Here is a 16,731-nt window from a genome sequence, read left to right on the forward strand (position 1 = left end):
AGGGCGCCCGGTCATGTTATTGCCCGAATTGCGCCCTTGAAGGGCAGGTAAGTTTCTAGGTGGCGGAGTGCCGCCGAGACCGCCAAGGAAGGCAAGGACACTCTATGAAATTCAGGAAACCCCTCGTTGCTGGTTTGACTGCGGCTGCCCTGCTGCTGTCGCCGCTCTCGGCTTTTGCTCAAGATGCAGCTGCCCCGGCTCCGGAGGCGCCCGCTGCCGAAGCTCCGGCGACCGGCGCTACTGCCGCGCCGGCCGCCAACAATCCCGCACAGAACTGGCTCAAGGTTTGTGATCCGCTGCCCGATGGGCAGAAGGCCTGCATCATGCGCCAGGTGGTTCTGGCCAATGGCCAGTTCCTCGGCTCGTTCCTGTTGCGTGACGATCCGGGCCAGGAATCGCGCCTGCTCGCCGTTGCCGCCGTGCCGCTTGGGGTTCTGCTGCCCTTCGGCCTGACCTGGCAGATCGACGGCGCCAAGCCGGTTCGCGTGCCCTACATGATCTGCGACCCGACCTCGTGCGCCACCCAGCTCGTGATCAACGAGCAGTATGTGAACTCGCTCAAGGGCGGCAACAAGCTGACCCTGACCGCCAAGAACCGCCAGAACCAGGATCTCACCATCGAGATCAACCTGGCCGGCTTCACCGCTGCCTATGACAGCGACACGGCCATGACCTTCGAACAGTTCCAGCAGGAGACCTCGGGCGAAAACGCCCTCGAGCAGGTTCTGCAGGATCGCGCCGAACAGCTCCGCAAGCAACTTACCGAGCAGACCGGCGCCCCGGCGGCTGACGCTCCGGCCGCGGATGCCCCTGCTCCGGCCGCGCAGTAAGTTTTTTGCCGACATGAAATAAGAAGGGCGCGGCCGAGGCCGCGCCCTTTTTTTGTTTTTAGCTCAGTAGTCCTCATGGTGAGGTGCTTCGCGAAGCAAAGCCTCGAAACCACGGAGGGCGGGCGAGTGGAGGTTTCGTGCCACGCCCTCGTCCTTCGAGGCTACGCTACGCTTCGCACCTCAGGATGAGGTCTGCTGATGGATCACCTATCTTGACGTCAACCTAGGCCGACCTTTCCCCCATACCGATGGAAAAGGCCTGGCGGCGCAGCGAGGGCATGAGTTTCAGGGCCCAGAGGCCGCCGGCGCGGAGGGCTTGGGTGGGGAGCATTTCGCCAAGGAGCGAGCGGAAGAGCGTGTCGACCACGATGCCGGTGCGGGCGAGGTCGCTGGCTCGGCGCTCCGCATAGGCTTTGCTGGCATGGATAGCCCAATCGGCCACGGTGCGGTCGGTTTGCGCGAGAACAGCGACGAGGTCGGCGACGTCGCGCAGACCGAGATTGAGGCCTTGGGCGCCGATAGGCGGGAAGGCGTGAGCGGATTCGCCGACCAGCACGGTGCCGTCGCGGCCAGCCTCGGGAACGCTGAGGACACTCAGCGGGAAGATAAAGCTGGGCGACGCCAGTTTTATGCTGCCGAAAAGGTTTTGCGAGCGGGTGCGGAAGGCGGCGAGCAGGGCTTCGGGACCGCCGGCCTGTGTCTCGCGAAGCACGGATTCTTCGTCGATCCAGACGAGGTTGGCTTTGGTGCCGCCGGCCGGCACGAGGGTGAAGGGGCCGTGCGGGTAGTGGAACTCAATAGAAGTGCCGCCAATGGAGCGGCCGAGTTCGAGGTCGCAGACCAGCGCGGATTCGTTGAACTTATGCTCGTGCGCAGTTAGTCCGGCTTCCGTGCGGATCAGAGACTTTTTGCCGTCGGCACCCACGATAAGGGGGGCGGCAACCGTGCTGCCGTCGATCAGGGTGAGTATGCCGAGACCGTCTTCACGGCGATAAGCGGTAACGGCGGTATTGCGGGTGGCGAGACCCGTAGCGGGCGCGGCGACCTGAAAACGCTCGAGGAGCGTGGCGTTGGCAAAATTCCAGCCGAAAGCGTCAAGGCCTGCTTCCTTGGCATCGAACAGAGTTTCGGGGGCACGGATGAGGCGGGGTGTCGCGTCGATGATGCGGATGGCGGTCAGCTTATGGCCTACGCTTTCCGGGCTGTCGATCAGGCCGGAGGAAACCAGAAACTCGACGCTGGGCATCATCAGGGCCGAAGTGCGGCGGTCGGGCGGGGCCGTGGGGGCGAGATGTAGCGTGTCGTAGCCCGCGCGGGCGAGACTCACGGCAGCGGCAAGGCCGGCAAGGCCTCCGCCTACGACGATGATGTCGGCGTTCTTCTTAGTCATTTGGCATCCACAAGACGTTTGGCATGGCCGCTGGGGACTATAAGACTCCCGGCATAAGAGCCAACGACCAGCGCGGCAAGGAAAAGCCAGACCCCGTCTGGCGGGAAGGCGATGAGCGCAATGGCCGGGCCGGGGCAAATGCCGGACATGCCCCAGCCAATGCCGAAAAGCGCGGCGCCGCCGACAAGGCGGGTATCGATGCGCTTATATTCGGGCTCGTGGAATTCCTTGTCGAACAAGGGCGCCGAGCGGCCGCGACCGATGCGCACGGCAATGAACATGACGAGAATGGCCGGAACGATGACGAAGGCCAGACTCGGGTCCCAGCCGCCGGACGGAATGGCGGTGAAATCGAGAAAACGCAGGACTTTTAGCGGATCGACCATCTGCGAAACATAGAGGCCGGCGCCGAAAAGCAGACCGCTGAGGGCGGCAGTGGCGAGATAGGGCGGGCGAAGAACGGCCATCACACGATCCCCGTCACGGTTACGGTGATGATGGCGACGCCAAAGAAGACGAGGACGGCGACCAGCGAACGCAACGACAGGCGGGCGAGGCCGCAAACGCCGTGGCCCGAAGTGCAGCCATTGCCAATCTTGGTGCCAAAACCGATGAGAAGGCCCGCGACGATCAGCCAGACCGGAGGCGGCACGCCCCAGGTGGCAGGCGGAGGCACGAGCGCGGCTGGTTCGACACCGCCGACACCCACCGCCGGGAAGAGTCGCGATGTGCCCCAGGCGCCTAGCACCAGCGCGGCTAGAAAGACCAGGCGCCAGACCACTGTCTGGGCGGGCGGCAGGAGCTGACCGAAAATGCCGGAGATGCCGGCAATCCGGCCATTGCCGAGCCAGAGCACGGCAGCCGCAAGGCCGATCAGGCTGCCGCCGAGCGCGGCGGTAAGGGGCGTAAAGGATTCCATGAAGGAACTCCGGCAGGAAAACGGAACCAGACCCTAGCACTGGCCATTCACGGCATACCAGCCTCGGGCCGGCAGAACCATTTCACGCCTTGCCGCAGGGGAAGAAAAAGCTGCCACAGGGACGACAAAGCTGAAATGGCAGAGCGCGGGGGCCTTGTCTTTGCTGTCAGAAGGCCTCCACAATCGCGCCAAAGACAATAGACTCGCGCGCAACCGAGAATCCCTTTTACGGAGCCCACCATGCTTGAGCTTCTTTACGATCCCAACGTCTGGGTCGCCTTCCTTACCCTGACGATCATGGAGATCGTGCTGGGCATCGATAATATCGTGTTCATTTCGGTCCTGGTGTCGCGCCTGCCACGCGAGCAGGCCGAATTTGCGAGAAAGCTCGGTATCGGGCTGGCGCTGGTGTTCCGTATCATCCTCCTGCTGCTGATCAGCGTGATCGTGCAGCTCAAGGAGCCGGTGTTTACCGCCTTCGATCATCCCTTCTCGTGGAAGGACATCATTCTCATCGCCGGTGGCGCCTTCCTGATCTACAAGGCGACGCACGAAATGCATGCCGCGATCGAAGAGCCGCACGAGGTTGGCCTCAAGGAAGCGGCCAAGGCCAGCTTGCAGGCCATTCTGGTGCAGATCGTCGTCATCGACATGGTCTTCTCGATCGACTCGATCATCACCGCCGTGGGCATGATACCAGCCGATCAGGTTGCGGTGATGATTGCCGCGGTGCTGGTTGCCGTGGCTGTGATGTTCTTTGCCTCGGGCCCCATCGCCAAATTCGTGGCGGATCATCCGACGACAAAGATGCTGGCGCTCGCCTTCCTGCTGCTGATCGGGGTGACACTGGTGGCCGATGGGCTCGGGTTCCACATTCCAAAGGGCTATATCTACTCGGCCATGGCCTTCTCGGTGCTGGTGGAGGCGGTCAATATTTTCGCTAAGCAGCGCAAGCTGCGCGCTGCCGGCGGAACTGCGGTCAAGCATGCGATGACGCCCTTTACCGGCGATACGGGCTCGGTCTCCGCCAATGCGGGCGTCGCCGCCGTCACCGGCAAGCCGAGGGCAAAGAGCCCTGCGGTGCGGAGCGCGCAGGCGCGGCCGAAATCGGCGCCGCGCAAGCCGAGGACGCCGAAGTGACCCGCGTTATCGCCATCAACCAGACCGGCGGCCCGGAAGTACTGTCGGTCGAGGATTGGCCGGTCAATGCACCGGGCCCGGGGCAGGTTCTTATCGAGCAGAAGGCGATCGGGCTCAATTTCATCGATACCTATCAGCGCTCGGGGCTTTACCCACAAAACCTGCCTTTTGTGGGCGGCAATGAGGGCGCGGGCGTCGTCAGGGCTATTGGCCCGGATGTGACGGCGATCAAGGTCGGCGACCGGGTCTGCTATCAGGGACAGGTCGGCGCATATGCCGCCGAACGCCTGGCCGTTGTCGAAAAGCTGATTCCCATCCCCGATGGCGTGGACGACGAAACGGCGGCCGCCGTCGTACTCAAGGGACTGACGGCCTACTACCTGCTGTTCAAGACCTGGGCGGTCGAGCCCGGCCAGACCATTCTCTGGCACGCTGCGGCGGGCGGCACCGGGCTCATTGCGACGCAATGGGCGAAGGCGCTGGGTGCCACGGTGATCGGCACGGCCGGCGGACCGGAAAAGGTGGCGCTGGCCAAGGCGCATGGTTGCGATCATGTGATCGACTATAGGGCCGAGGACTTTCCGGCGCGGGTGCGGGAAATCACCGGGGGCAGGGGTGTCGATGTCGTCTATGACGGCGTGGGCAAGGCGACGTTTGAAGGCTCCCTCGATTGCCTGCGTCCGCGCGGGCTTCTTGCCAGCTTTGGCAATGCTTCCGGCGTGGTTTCGATTCCCGATTTGACGGTGCTGTCGCGAAAAGGCTCGCTCTATGTGACGCGGCCGACCGGCGCGCATTATTTTACCAGGCGCGAAGATCTGCTCGAGGGCGCCGAGGCGCTGTTTGGCGCGATCCGTTCCGGTGCGATCAAGGTGGAGATCGGCGGCCGCTTCAAGCTCGAAGAGGCAGAGAAGGCGCATCGGGCGCTGGAAGGGCGCGAGACGACTGGCTCGGTGGTCCTTCTTCCCTGAGCCAAGGAAGTCGTGCTCGCCCTCTGGACAGGGCGGCGCGGCACGGCTAAACGGCAGGCCACGGGTAGGTGGCAGAGTGGTTGATTGCTCCGGTCTTGAAAACCGGCGAAGGTGAAAGCCTTCCGGGGGTTCGAATCCCTCCCTACCCGCCAGTTTTCTTCCCCTGATCGAGGATCGTTGTGGGAGTTTCTGTCGAAAGCAATGTGCGGGGCTCCTGCTGTCTTTGCGGGGCCAATGCCGTTGTCTTGACAGGTGAACACAAAGTAAAGGCGAGCGCTCTAAAAAAAGAGTTTGGAAATCGGCCGCTGTACATCGGCAACGTTGAGCATGGCCCTATGCGATACGCTCAGGGAACAAAATCAAAAGCATTTCACTTCAATTCAAAATTATGTGCCGACTGCAACAGTAGTCGAACTCAGGGCGCTGATCGCGCGTTTGATAAATTTAATTCAAATGCCACTCAATTATGTGCTGAAGGCGCCCCGCCAGAGTTTGCCTTTATGGACGAAGCGTTTTTAGAAGGCACACCTGGATATGTTGACCTGTTTCGATACTTCGCGAAAATATTGTGCTGCCACATCGCAGATCTTGATGGGCCTCGCCTGCTGCATATGTGCAATTTTGCCATCGGTAAAAACAACCAGAATTGCGTTTACCTCTCTGTAGATTTGGATCCGAAGTATAAAAAATACGTCCACTCAGGATCATACGGTCCGTATGCTGCGCATGGTGGACTCGTAGTCTACAGTGACGGTGAAACAGGTGGACCAAACGCTTTTCATTCCACCCTTACCATCGGCCCCGTGCGATATGTTTTCTACAGTCGGCTGACTTGGCTTGAGCGGCTCGAAGTACGGCTCGGTCATATGAAATTTTACGATTGGTGCAGGCAAATGTCGGCCGAAGCCAAAAGAAATCCGATATCGAGTGAAGACCGGTTGGACTTAGGGCTTAATTCTGGAGACGATGCATGAGCCGCAAGGAATTTGACGCATCGCGCATGCGGCGCATGAAGCGCATTGCAGGGCGCTATGGCTTGACGATTCTCACGGCGGAAAAGCTGAAGGTTTTGGGACAGCCCGGCGGCCATGCCCTGCGGCACGATGAAACCTTCAAAATCGTCTATGGTGATGTGCCCAAACCATTTTCTGCGTCGCTCGACGATATCGAGACCTATCTCGACAAGCTTGAGGCGGGAGAAGAGTAAGCGAGGCTGACCTTCATGGCAACCGAGCGAATGCCCCGTAGCGGAACATTCCGTTATTTATTCCGTAATAGGAATCGGCTCACACTCCATGTGTAGGCTCACTGGAGACGTTCATCGTTTCTCTGAAGCGCTGAATGGCCTCTGGTTTCTTGGATCGCGTTTTCGATCCTGAAGAGTGGTGTCCACTCTTTTCCGAAAACGCTCTATTGGAGGCGCGCATCGTGTTTACTCTCATCAACGCAGACGCCGACGAAGACGACGCCGAAATCACCGATCCTCAGGAAATCGCGGAATTGTTTGCGGCCATCGCGGCCGTGGCAATCGAGACCATTGGTGCTGCCAATGTGCGCGAATTGTTTGATGCGGTGGTTGAACAGGAGGGGCGCGATCCCAATTAGAGCTTTTTCCACTTTCACCCGTGAGCACTGCTGAGGTGGTGCCTGCCATACGGCCCTGAACGCCGAACCCGCAATCTGCCTTGACGAAGCTATTTGGGTCCGCGAGGACTTGGCTTCGCCAGGGCAATCTTTCGCGAGGGACGTGAAGAGTGGGGCAAATGCAAATCCTGCCGGAACGGCCCATGGTGCAGGCGCTGGGCGACAGCGCCATTCTCGTACGTTTCGGCAGCAGGCTCGATGAAAATGCCAATCGTCGGGCCATCGGCTTTGCGGCGACGCTGGAAAGCGAAGAGATCGCAGGAATAATCGAAGTCGTGCCGAGCCTTGTTTCGGTGCTACTGCGGTACGATCCACTGATTTCACGACATCAGGATATTGAAGGCGAAATCCGGCTACGGCTGCATGACGCGCTGGAGGAGCGGGCCGGCGCCGCTCATGGGATCGGCGTGCGTTTTGGCGGCGAGGCGGGGCCGGACCTTGAGGAGGTCGCAGGCTTGCTGAAGATTTCTGCGGAAAAATTCATGGCGCAGCACAATGCTGTGCCGCTGCGGGTTTTGGCGACCGGCTTTGCACCGGGTTTTGTTTATTGCGGATTTCATCCCGACGCGCTGGTCCTGCCGCGGCGGGACAAGGTGCGCGCTCTGGTGCCGGCCGGGAGCGTGCTCTTTGCCGCCGGGCAGACGGCGATTGCCGCCACGGATATTCCGACAGGCTGGCACGTGATCGGGCACACCGATTTTTCCAATTTCGATCCGGCTGCCGAGCCGCCGACGCGGCTGCGGGCGGGCGATAGCGTCAGCTTCGAGGTGGCCTGAGTGGCAGCAACTCTGGTCATCGAACGGGCGGGGCCACTCGTCAGCATTCAGGATGCGGGGCGGTTTGGCTATCTCGCCCATGGCATCAGCGCGTCGGGCCCGATGGATGCCGGCGCTTTCAAGCGGGCGGGAGTGCTCGCGGGGAGCGGAGGGGCGGCGGGCATCGAGTTTTCGATGCTCGGGCTCGATCTCCTTGTCGCCGAAGGCGAAGCCGTGATGGGCTGGGATGGCGGAACCTTCGAAGTTTCGGTCAATGGGCGGACGCAGAGCTGGCCGAGCTCGGTCCTGTTGGCAGCGGGTGACCGGCTGACCATTTCGGCGGGCACTGGTGGCAATTACGGCTATCTGCGCTTTGGCGGCGAGATTGACGTGCCCTTGGTGATGGGCAGCCGGGCGACCAGTATGCGAGCGCGGATCGGCGGGCTGGATGGCCGCGCGCTCAGAGCGGGCGACATGTTGGGAGTAACCCAGCATATCACCAATCGCCGAGCTGCCCTCGGGCTTGACCCGAGGGCCGATGCGGGAGCCGCAGCCATAGAGGGCGGGAATGATGGCCCTCGGGTCAAGCCCGAGGGCAGCTCGGTTTTTGGGGTGAGATTGGGGAATGACGCGGCACCAAAGACGGTGAGCGGTGGGCCGATCCGCTTCGTTTGGGGCCTGCATGCCGAGGTCTTTGGCACCGAGTTACGGGAAAAATTCGTAACCAGCGCGTTTCGCATTTCCTCGATGATGGACCGCATGGGCGTACGGCTGCGCGATGAGGCCGCGGTCTTTGCCGAGGCACGGATATTGTCGCTGGTGTCGGACCCGGTCGTGGTCGGCGACATCCAGATTCTTGGCGATGGCACGCCCATCGTGCTGGGGCGCGATCATCAGCCGACAGGCGGTTACCCGCGGATCGGTACGATCATTTCGGCCGATCTCGATCGCTTTTTCCAGCTCCGGCCCAATGCGGAGCTTGTGTTCGCGCCGGTTGGCCTTGATCATGCCCAGGCTTTGTTGCGGAGCGGAATTGCATGACCAGCATAGATCTCAACGCCGATCTCGGCGAAGGCATGGGCACGGATGATGATCTGCTGGGAATTGTATCGAGCGCGTCGATTGCTTGCGGCGGCCATGCGGGCGATGCGCAGACGATCCGGCATATCCTAAAACTGTGCAAGGCGCGGGGGATTCGGGCCGGCGCGCATCCGGGCTATGCCGACAAGCCGCGTTTTGGCCGGTTTCGGCTGGTGATGCCGCTGGACCAGCTTATCGGGCAGGTGCGCAACCAGATGTTTCTGATCCGCCATATCGCCAGCGAAGTCGATGTGCCGCTGTCCTATGTGAAGCTGCATGGGGCGCTGGCCAACCAGACAGCGGAAGAGCTGGCCTTGGCGGTTGCGGTTTTCGCGGCCGTGCAGGCCATGGACGAGAAAATGGCGGTGCTGGCACTCGACAATTCCGAGCAGGTGCGCGCGGCCAAGGCCGTCGGCGTGCCGCTGATCCGGGAAGCTTATGCCGACCGTGCCTATACGGCAGAGGGGTTATTGGTGCCGCGGACGCAGGAGGGCGCGGTCATTCACGAGACGGATGCCGTGATCGAACGCTGTCTGCGGCTGGCGCAGAAGGGCGAGATCGTGGCCATAGACGGGACGGTGCTGAAATCGGGCGCGCGCTCAATATGCCTCCACGGTGATACGCCCGGTGCGGTCGACCTGGCGCGGGACGTGCGCGATGCGCTTGAGGGTGAGGGGATCACCATCAAGGCTGATCCGCCAGAAGAAGACTTACCCTGGGTCTCCCAAGGGGGGAGAGGTTGAAATCGGCGACATGCCTTTGGGTTTGAGAAACCCAGGGTAGCTCTGGGGCCTGATGCCCATGTCTATGCGCCCTCACCGGCTGTCATCCCGGCGCAGGCCGGGATCCATCTTGAGATCCGAGGATGGGCCCCGGCCTGCGCCGGGGTGACAATCGAGTTTGGAATAGGCGCAGCACTCTTCTTTTAGATCGCCAGGTATTCGTGCCTGAGCTCCGTGTTATCGAGCACCTCCTTGGCGGTGCCGGCAAACACGACTTCGCCCGTATCGAGGATAACGGCGCGGTCGGCGAGCTTCAGGGCTGCAACGGCATTCTGCTCAACGATGATGGTGGTGATCCCCAGCGGCTTGATCGAGTGCAGGATGCGTTCGATTTCCTGGACAATGACTGGCGCCAAGCCTTCATAGGGCTCGTCGAGCAGCAGCAGTTTCAGGTCCCGAGCCAGGGCGCGGGCGATGGCTAGCATCTGCTGTTCGCCGCCGGAGAGGGTGACGCCTTCCTGGGTGCGCCGCTCGGCAAGACGCGGAAAGCTTTCGTAGATCTGTTCGAGGCTCCAGCCATTGCCGGGGGCGACCTTGGCGAGGGTGATGTTTTCCTCGACGGTCAGGCCTTGGATGATGCGGCGGTCTTCCGGCACGAGCTGGATGCCGGAACGGGCGGCCTCAAAGCTTTTCATCTGGTGCACGGGCAGGCCATCGAGCCAGATTTCGCCCTGGCGCATCTGCGGATTGTCGGTGCGGGCGATGGTGCGCAGGGTGGACGTTTTGCCCGCGCCATTGCGGCCGAGCAAAGCGAGGATCTCGCCCTTGCGGATATCGAGCGACACACCTTGCACGATATAGCTCTCGCCGTAATAGGCGTGCATATCGCGCACCGAGAAGAAGGGGCGGGTGGTTTCGATTTCGACGGCGTGACTGACGGTGGTTTCTGTTGTCATGGCGATGGAACTCATCAATGGGCTCCTCCGAGATAGGCCTCTTGGACCTTGGGATTGCCGCGAACCTCGTCAGGCGAGCCATCGGCGATGATGCGGCCCTGGGCGAGCACGGAAATCTTATCGGCCAGCGAGAAGACGACGTGCATGTCGTGCTCGATGATCACCTTGGTCATGCCGCGGCTCTTGATCTTCTTGAGCAGTTCGATGGTGGTGTTGGTGTCATGGCGGCTCATGCCGGCCGTGGGCTCGTCGAGCAACAGCAGGCGCGGGTGCTGGATGAGGCACATGGCCAATTCCATGCGCCGCTTGTCGCCACGGCTGAGGCTGCCGGCCAGCATTTCGCGGCGGTTGGTCATGCCCACGTCTTCAAGCATGTGCTCAGCTTCGGCCCGAATGCCGGTTTCGCTGTCGAGCGAGCGCAGCATGTTGAGCGTGAACATGCCGTCGCGCTTGGCGAGGGCAGGGATCATGACATTATGCAGGACCGAGAGGTCCGCAAAGATTTCCGGCGTCTGGAACACGCGCGCAATGCCGAGCTGGTTGATCTGGTAGGGCTTTCTGCCGGTAAGGACAGTGCCGTCGAAGACGACCTGGCCGCTTGTCGGCGCCAGCTTGCCGATGATGACGTTGAGCAGGGTCGATTTGCCGGCGCCGTTGGGCCCGATGATGGCGTGGGTCTTGCCCTCTTCGACTTGCAGGTCGATGTCGGCAAGGGCGTGAAGGCCACCGAAGCGCTTGTGGACGTCTGCTACGTGCAGGACGACGTTGGATTTTTCCATTTTCTTTCGTCCTACTCTGCAGGTTGCGTGCGGGCGCTGGGCTTCGCGCTGGAGGAGCCGGAGCGACGGAAGGCAGCGGCAATGCGCCGAACGCCTTCCATGATGCCGCCGGGCAGGAAGATCACCACGATGACGAAGGCGAGGCCCAAGGTGAGGTGCCAGCCATCGCCCACGAACTTGCTGGTGATCTTGACCACGACATCGGCGACGCCCTCCGGAAGAAAACTCCAGAAGCGGGCGAGAATGTTGTCGTTGAGCGCGGAGAGGATGTTTTCAAAATACTTGATGATCCAGGCACCGATGACCGGACCGACTAGCGTGCCGACGCCGCCCAGAATGGTCATGAGCACGACTTCGCCCGAGGCGGTCCACTGCATGCGCTCCGCGCCAGCCAGCGGATCTGTGACGGCAAGAAGGGCACCTGCAAGGCCGGCATACATGCCCGAGATGACGAAGGCGGAAAGCGCATAGGGACGGGTATTGAAGCCGGTAAACTGCATGCGCGTCTGGTTGGATTTGATGGCTTTCAGCATCATGCCGAACGGCGAACCGGCGATGCGCTGAGCGATGAAGAAAGCCAGGATCAGGAAGCCGGCGCAGAAGTAGAAGCCGGCATAGCCGCCGAGCTGCTGGCCGAGAAGGGTCGGCACTGGCTGACCGACGAAGGTCTGACCCACTGCTGCATCGAGCACGCGCGGATCTGCGAGCGTCAGCTGGAGGCCGGTTTCGCCATTGGTGATGGGCGTCAGCACCGAATAGGCGAGATTGTAGCTCATCTGCGCGAAGGCGAGCGTGAGGATCGAGAAATAGATGCCCGAGCGGCGGAGGCAGAGGAAGCCGATGATGAGGGCGAAGAGGCCGGAGATCAGCACGGCAAAAATCATGGCCGGGATGGCATCGAGCGTTAGCAGCTTGAAGGACCAGACGGCAGCATAAGAGCCGACGCCGAAGAAGGCGGCGTGGCCGAAGCTGAGATAGCCGGTGAGGCCGAAGAGAATGTTGAAGCCCACGGCGAAGATGCCGAAAATCATGAAGCGCTGCAGCAGGTCCGGATAGCCGGCGCCAAAGGGCGCCAGCCAAATCGGCATGGCGAGCACCACGATGGTGAAGCCCAGGAACAGGAAGAGATCGTTGCGGGACATGAAAGTGGTCATGTCAGGCCTCCATCACGCCGCGCCGGCCCATGAGGCCACGGGGACGAACCAGAAGAATGATGACGGCGACGAGATAGATGATGATCTGGTCGATGCCGGGGAAGATCGCTTTCACCTGGTTCATCGAGGCGAAGGACTGCAAAATGCCGAGGAGGAAGCCTGCGGCGACGGCGCCGGGCAGTGAGCCCATGCCGCCGACAACCACAACCACGAAGGAAAGGACCAGGAAATCCATGCCGAGGTGGTAGTTGGGCGGGAGGAGGGGCGTGTACATGACGCCCGCCATGCCGGCGACGACGGCGGCGAGGCCGAACATGATGGTGAAGCGGCGATCGATATTGATGCCGAGCAGCCCGACGGTTTCGCGATCGGCCATGCCGGCGCGCACAACCATGCCGAAGGTGGTGAACTGCAGGAAGGCGAAGACGCCACCGATGACCACGCCGGCAAAGAGGAAATAGATCAGGCGCCAGACCGGGTAGGTGATGACATTGGCCTGCATGCCGAGCCACGCGCCAATATCGGCGGCGCCGCGCAGATCGGTCGGCATGGGCTGGGGAATTGGGTTGGGTCCGAAGACGGACTTGATGACTTCCTGGGCCACGATGGCGAGGCCGAAGGTGACCAGAATCTGTTCGGCGTGAGTGCGCTTGTAAAAGTGCTTGATGATGCCGCGTTCGAGCCCGATGCCGACAAGGAGCATGATCGGAATGGTGATAAGGATCGAGAGCGGCACGGAGTAATTGACCAGCACTGCGCCGAAATCACCAAGCCAGGCCTGCACCAGCGGCTCGCGCACTTCGAGCGGCGCGCCCCAGGGGGAGAGCTTTTCGGGGTCTATGGTGACCGTTTCCATGGTGAGGAACATGCGCACGGTGACGGCGCAGAAAGCGCCCAGCATGAACAGCGCGCCATGGGCGAAATTGACGACGCCCAGCGTGCCGAACACCAAAGTGAGGCCAAGGGCGATCAGCGCATAGGCGGCGCCTTTGTCGAGCCCATTGAGAAATTGCAGAAAGATGACTTCGAACATCGGATGCTCCGGGTCGACCGAAAGGCACGAAATCTCCCTGGAGCGTCACCGCCGGCTTGTCCCGGCGGTCCATGGGCGCGGCGGCATCCCATGGATTGCCGGGACAAGCCCGGCAATGACGATGGTTGGGAGCTCGACTACAGTTTTACGCGCACATCGGAACCGGCTCTGCCGGGCCGAGGTCACCACCGAAGATGGCGGGATCGTAAGCCACGGTGTCGCGGTCGATTTCCTGCACCACGTTCAAGACGTCAAATTCGCTGGTCGGGCTTTCATTGCCCTGCACCACGAGAACCGACTTGATGCACTGGTGGTCTTCGGCGCGGTAAAGCGTCTTGCCATTGCCCATGCCGTCGAATTCGTGGCCTTCCAACGCCTTGATGACTTCGGGCGGATAGAAGGTGCCGGCGCGTTCCACGGCGTCTGCGTAGAGCAGGGCCTGGACATAGGCGGTGTGGGCGGCCTGCGACGGCGGGGAGCCATAGGCGGCGCCGAAGGACTTGGTGAAGGCGATAGAGCCGGGGTCCTGCAGGTTCCAGTGCCAATTGGACGTACCGAAAATGCCCTTGACGCTTTCGCCGGCACCCTTGGCCATCAGCTCGGAGATGAGCGGGGTGACGATCTGGAAGTCCTTGCCGTTGGCCTGGCGGTCGCGCATGCCGAACTGCACTGCTTGGGTGAGCGAGTTCACCATGTCGAGGCCGTAGTGGTTGAGGATCAGCACGTCGGCGCCGGAATTGAGGATCGGCGTCAGGTACTGCGAATAGTCGGTGGCGCCGAGCGGGGTGCGCACGGCCGCGGTTGTCTTCCAGCCCAGGGCTTCGGTTGCCGCCTTGATCGATTCTTCCTGGGTCCAGCCCCAGGTGTAGTCGGCGGTCAGGTGGTAGGCTTGGCGATCATTGCCGTAGGACTGACCCAGAACCGGGGCGAGGCCGATGCCGGACTGATAGGCGTTGAAGAAGTGGCGGAAGCCGTAGCGGCGCTTGTCCTTGCCGGTGGTGTCGTTGGAATGGGTGAGGCCCGCCATGAAGATGACGCCCATTTCCTGGCAGAGACCCTGCACGGCAATAGCTTCGCCCGAGGACGAGCCGCCGGTGATCATGATCGCGCCATCGCGCTCGATCATGCGGGTGGCGCCGGCGCGGGCCACGTCGGACTTGGTCTGGCTGTCGGAGGACACATAGGTGACCTTCTTGCCCAGGATGCCGTTGCCCTTGAGGGCGGAAGGCTGGAGCACATTCAGCAGCCCGCCGTCGCCTTCACCATTGAGGTGGGCGATGGCCAGTTCATAGGCCTTCTGTTCGTCAGCGCCTTCTTCGGCATAGGTGCCGGTGAGAGGCAGGTTGAGGCCGAAGACGACCGTGTCGCCGGTGGGATTGTTGCAGAATTCCTGGGCCCAGGCGCCCTTGGTGAAAACGAGAGGGGCGACGCCCGAACCGATGATGCCGGCCATGCCGGTCTGCAGGACACGGCGGCGCGACAAGCCACGCTTCAAAATAGTCATTGATCTCCTCCTATGCGAGGGCAGCCGGTACATTGCCGGAGCCTCAACGCTGCCCAATATTTGCCGGATTTGAAAACGACGGCAATATCCCATTGTAATTCAACGATAATTCTGTCAATTGTTGTTCTATATCGGAGACGATCTAGTAAATTCATTTGCAAATGCAGTTTCGGGGAGGGAACGGCAATGCGGGCGCCCATCGGGTTTCGCATCTCCAACCGCAGGAAATCGCTAAGGATTTCCCAAGCCGCGCTGGCGCGTCAGATCGGCATTTCGCCTAGCTACCTAAACCTCATCGAGAACAACAAACGCGACATTGGCGGGGCCCTGTTGCAGCGTGTGGCGCATCATTTGCAGATCGAGACCGCCGACCTGACGGGCGAAGACGAGCAGAAGCTGCTGCAGGACCTTGAGGAGGCCTATGCCGATCCGGTGGTCGAATCGCTCGACTTTCAGCCCGATGAAAGACGGCAATTGGTGGCACAATATCCGGCCAGCGCCGGGGCCATCGCGCGGTTGCACCGGGCCTATGCCAATGCGGTGGCGAGTGCGGACAGCTATGCCGATCGATTGCGCTCCGATCCGATGCTGAGCCAGCTTTTGCATCAGATCCTTTCAGGGATCACAGCGGTGCGCTCCAGCGCGGAAATTCTGGAAGATGTGCCTGACCTCGATGAGACGGAGCGCCAGCGGTTTCTGGGGGCCATCGGGCGCGAGGCACGGGCGCTGAGCGATGTTGCGCGCAGCTTGATTGGCCAGTTCGACAGCAGCAGCCGCGTGGCGGGCAATGTGTCGGCCATGCGCGAAATCGACGATCTCATCATCGAGCAGCAGAATTATTTCCCCCAATTCGAACGGGTGGCTGAGGACTTGCGAAGCGAGCTCGACGCGCGGGGAAGTTTTGGGCCCGCGCTGCTAGCCGAAGAACTGGAGCGACGCTTCGGGGTGCGGACGCAGATCGGTGGGTCATCGGGCGTAGAGGATTTCCCCGGACAGTACCGCTTTGCGGCGGACGAGCGGGTGATGTGGCTGCAGGGCTCGACAACCCTCGCCACGCGGCAGTTTCAACTGGCGCGCTTACTCGGTGAACTGTCAGCGGCAGACGTGTTGCGCGACACGCTCGACGCGGCAGTGCTGACCAGCCCAACGACGCGACGGTTGGCCGCGCGGGCCATGGGGTCGTATCTGGCGGGAGCCATCGTCTTTCCCTATTCGCGCTTTCTTGTCGAAGCCGAGAGCCTCGCCTACGACATCGACCAACTGCGGCAGATTTTTAATGGTAGCTTCGAGCAGGTAACGCACCGGCTGGTGTCGCTGCGCCGACCGGGCGAGGAAGGAATTCCGTTTGGTTTTCTGCGTTCCGACCCTGCGGGACGCCTGACCAAGCACTTTCCACTGCCTGGGCTGTTGCTGCCCAATTCGGGGCATGCCTGCCCGCTCTGGTCGATTTATGGAGCTTTCAGACAGCCGGAAACGCTCCTGCGGCAGATGGTGCGATTCTCCGATGGCTCGCGCTATCTCTTCCTCGCCCGCTCTCTGCAAAGGCGGCCCGGCTCCTATCGGGAGCCGACGACGCACATTTCCATCATGCTCGCCTGCGACGTGCTGCACGCCGATCGAACCGTCTATGCTTCGGGGCTAGATCTCGACGATCACGAGGCCGATGTGCCCGTCGGGCCGACCTGTCGGCTCTGTACGCGGCGGGGTTGTCCGGCACGCCAGGAAGAGATGTTGACGCCCGATGGGCCGCGCTCGGTGACACGCCTGCCGCTCATCCCGCAAGAATTCGGCCTTGGCGATTCCGGCTGATTGGGTTTTAGTGTGCGCGCCTGCGGAGGGGAGACCGCGGGCACTGGG

The 16,731-nt window shown here is 61.7% G+C and carries 18 protein-coding genes and 1 tRNA gene; 11 read left to right on the forward strand and 8 right to left on the reverse strand.

Annotated elements, in window-relative coordinates:
* Positions 1–104: 104 nt before the first annotated feature.
* Positions 105–830 carry an invasion associated locus B family protein gene (locus tag J7557_RS04115; RefSeq protein WP_291417578.1) on the forward strand — a complete coding sequence of 242 codons (726 nt, stop codon included), beginning with the start codon at positions 105–107 and terminating at the stop codon, positions 828–830.
* A gap of 223 nt (positions 831–1,053) precedes the next feature.
* Here the strand turns inward: J7557_RS04115 and J7557_RS04120 are convergent, their stop codons facing one another.
* The 3 genes from J7557_RS04120 to J7557_RS04130 are packed head-to-tail and all read right to left on the reverse strand — an operon-like array spanning position 1,054 to position 3,139.
* Entirely contained in the window at positions 1,054–2,220 is a 1,167-nt protein-coding gene (locus J7557_RS04120) for an FAD-dependent monooxygenase (protein ID WP_291417580.1), read from the reverse strand.
* Complete coding sequence (locus J7557_RS04125) at positions 2,217–2,687, reverse strand: DUF6691 family protein (RefSeq protein WP_291417582.1); 471 nt, start codon at positions 2,685–2,687, stop codon at positions 2,217–2,219. The genes J7557_RS04120 and J7557_RS04125 overlap by 4 nt, the downstream gene beginning before the upstream one ends.
* Positions 2,687–3,139, reverse strand: coding sequence for a YeeE/YedE family protein (locus tag J7557_RS04130; RefSeq protein WP_291417584.1), 453 nt, complete (start codon positions 3,137–3,139; stop codon positions 2,687–2,689). Before J7557_RS04130 ends, J7557_RS04125 begins: the two co-directional genes overlap by 1 nt.
* A 240-nt stretch (positions 3,140–3,379) precedes the next feature.
* On the opposite strand from J7557_RS04130, the gene J7557_RS04135 reads away from it, so the two are divergent.
* The 9 genes from J7557_RS04135 (at position 3,380) to J7557_RS04175 (ending at position 9,469) form a co-directional block, all read left to right on the forward strand.
* Positions 3,380–4,279, forward strand: coding sequence for a TerC family protein (locus tag J7557_RS04135; protein WP_367272872.1), 900 nt, complete (start codon positions 3,380–3,382; stop codon positions 4,277–4,279).
* A complete protein-coding gene (locus J7557_RS04140; protein ID WP_291417585.1) occupies positions 4,276–5,247 on the forward strand; it encodes a quinone oxidoreductase in 972 nt (323 codons plus the stop codon). The genes J7557_RS04135 and J7557_RS04140 overlap by 4 nt, the downstream gene beginning before the upstream one ends.
* A 62-nt stretch (positions 5,248–5,309) precedes the next feature.
* A tRNA-Ser gene (locus tag J7557_RS04145) sits at positions 5,310–5,399 on the forward strand.
* Between the two features lie 27 nt (positions 5,400–5,426).
* Positions 5,427–6,221, forward strand: a complete 795-nt coding sequence (locus J7557_RS04150; RefSeq protein ID WP_291417587.1) for a hypothetical protein — start codon at positions 5,427–5,429, stop codon at positions 6,219–6,221.
* Positions 6,218–6,454: a hypothetical protein gene (locus J7557_RS04155; RefSeq protein WP_291417589.1), complete on the forward strand. Its 237-nt coding sequence runs from the start codon at positions 6,218–6,220 to the stop codon at positions 6,452–6,454. Before J7557_RS04150 ends, J7557_RS04155 begins: the two co-directional genes overlap by 4 nt.
* 221 nt (positions 6,455–6,675) lie before the next feature.
* The gene (locus tag J7557_RS04160; RefSeq protein ID WP_156385712.1) at positions 6,676–6,852 is read left to right on the forward strand and encodes a hypothetical protein; all 177 of its coding nucleotides are present in this window, start codon (positions 6,676–6,678) and stop codon (positions 6,850–6,852) included.
* A gap of 158 nt (positions 6,853–7,010) precedes the next feature.
* The gene (locus J7557_RS04165) at positions 7,011–7,667 is read left to right on the forward strand and encodes an allophanate hydrolase subunit 1 (RefSeq protein WP_291417593.1); all 657 of its coding nucleotides are present in this window, start codon (positions 7,011–7,013) and stop codon (positions 7,665–7,667) included.
* Positions 7,668–8,687 (forward strand): biotin-dependent carboxyltransferase family protein, encoded by a 1,020-nt coding sequence (locus tag J7557_RS04170; protein ID WP_291417595.1) that lies wholly within the window; start codon positions 7,668–7,670, stop codon positions 8,685–8,687.
* The gene (locus J7557_RS04175) at positions 8,684–9,469 is read left to right on the forward strand and encodes a LamB/YcsF family protein (protein ID WP_291417597.1); all 786 of its coding nucleotides are present in this window, start codon (positions 8,684–8,686) and stop codon (positions 9,467–9,469) included. The genes J7557_RS04170 and J7557_RS04175 overlap by 4 nt, the downstream gene beginning before the upstream one ends.
* 182 nt (positions 9,470–9,651) lie before the next feature.
* Here the strand turns inward: J7557_RS04175 and J7557_RS04180 are convergent, their stop codons facing one another.
* From J7557_RS04180 to J7557_RS04200, 5 genes are all read right to left on the reverse strand, one after another.
* Entirely contained in the window at positions 9,652–10,404 is a 753-nt protein-coding gene (locus tag J7557_RS04180; RefSeq protein ID WP_291418295.1) for an ABC transporter ATP-binding protein, read from the reverse strand.
* A 14-nt stretch (positions 10,405–10,418) separates the two neighbouring features.
* Complete coding sequence (locus J7557_RS04185; protein ID WP_291417599.1) at positions 10,419–11,183, reverse strand: ABC transporter ATP-binding protein; 765 nt, start codon at positions 11,181–11,183, stop codon at positions 10,419–10,421.
* A gap of 11 nt (positions 11,184–11,194) precedes the next feature.
* Positions 11,195–12,337: a branched-chain amino acid ABC transporter permease gene (locus J7557_RS04190; RefSeq protein ID WP_291417601.1), complete on the reverse strand. Its 1,143-nt coding sequence runs from the start codon at positions 12,335–12,337 to the stop codon at positions 11,195–11,197.
* 1 nt (position 12,338) lies between these two features.
* Positions 12,339–13,370, reverse strand: a complete 1,032-nt coding sequence (locus J7557_RS04195) for a branched-chain amino acid ABC transporter permease (RefSeq protein ID WP_291417603.1) — start codon at positions 13,368–13,370, stop codon at positions 12,339–12,341.
* 145 nt (positions 13,371–13,515) lie between these two features.
* A complete protein-coding gene (locus J7557_RS04200) occupies positions 13,516–14,874 on the reverse strand; it encodes a substrate-binding protein (protein WP_035087427.1) in 1,359 nt (452 codons plus the stop codon).
* 186 nt (positions 14,875–15,060) lie between these two features.
* Here J7557_RS04200 and J7557_RS04205 point away from each other — a divergent pair, with 186 nt between their 5' ends.
* Complete coding sequence (locus tag J7557_RS04205) at positions 15,061–16,683, forward strand: short-chain fatty acyl-CoA regulator family protein (protein WP_291417606.1); 1,623 nt, start codon at positions 15,061–15,063, stop codon at positions 16,681–16,683.
* Positions 16,684–16,731: the final 48 nt, after the last annotated feature.

Origin of the sequence: Devosia sp., assembly GCF_017744655.1 — a bacterium.
Taxonomy (GTDB): Bacteria; Pseudomonadota; Alphaproteobacteria; order Rhizobiales; family Devosiaceae; genus Devosia.